Source organism: Massilimicrobiota sp. SW1139, from assembly GCF_012027715.1.
Lineage (GTDB): Bacteria > Bacillota_I > Bacilli_A > Erysipelotrichales > Coprobacillaceae > Allocoprobacillus > Allocoprobacillus merdigallinarum.
Window position 1 is genome coordinate 1 of record NZ_SJOR01000054.1, and the last position, 556, is coordinate 556.

Annotated in this window: 1 protein-coding gene; it reads right to left on the minus strand. The window is 35.1% G+C overall.

Annotated elements, in window-relative coordinates; all coding sequences use genetic code 11:
- Positions 1–519, minus strand: a 519-nt coding sequence (locus E0K96_RS12075) for a M17 family peptidase N-terminal domain-containing protein (protein WP_370519932.1), incomplete at its 3' end; no start/stop codon positions are given.
- Positions 520–556 lie beyond the last annotated feature (37 nt).

A 556-nucleotide genomic window follows, 5' to 3' on the forward strand; every position in this document is an offset into this window, starting at 1 on the left:
CTTAGCCAGTTCGACAGCTTCTTTGACCATGTCTTCTGGTGTCATCAGATTGGATGGTGTATCAGCAAGTCTTCTGGCATAGTTGATACCTTCTCCATAGATTCTTCCTGTTTCGATATCCTTTTCAACATATCTTGATGATACAATATCCAAATCAGCTATCATTTTCACATCATGTCCAATCTTGCATTCCTGATACTGGGCAATGATATGTGATTCTACCCATATTCTGACAAAGGCATGCTTATCAATGCCTTCATCAAGATGATCAGTCATCAGCTGAACAGGTTCACTGATATTTTTTGAGATATTCAAAACTAACTTTCTAAGTTTGGCTGTCGTCAGTTCACTGACATCACCAAGACCAACAAAAAGAATATAAGGAAAATCATATTTTCCAAGTGTATAGACTTTTGTGGATTGATTGAAGTCTTTATTGATGATTGTGTTGATATCATATCCTAAGGTATCACATATATCATTCAAGACACTTTGATGATGATAGATCGGATAAATCATTATTTTATTGTCTGGTTGTTTTAACTGTTTCATGAAA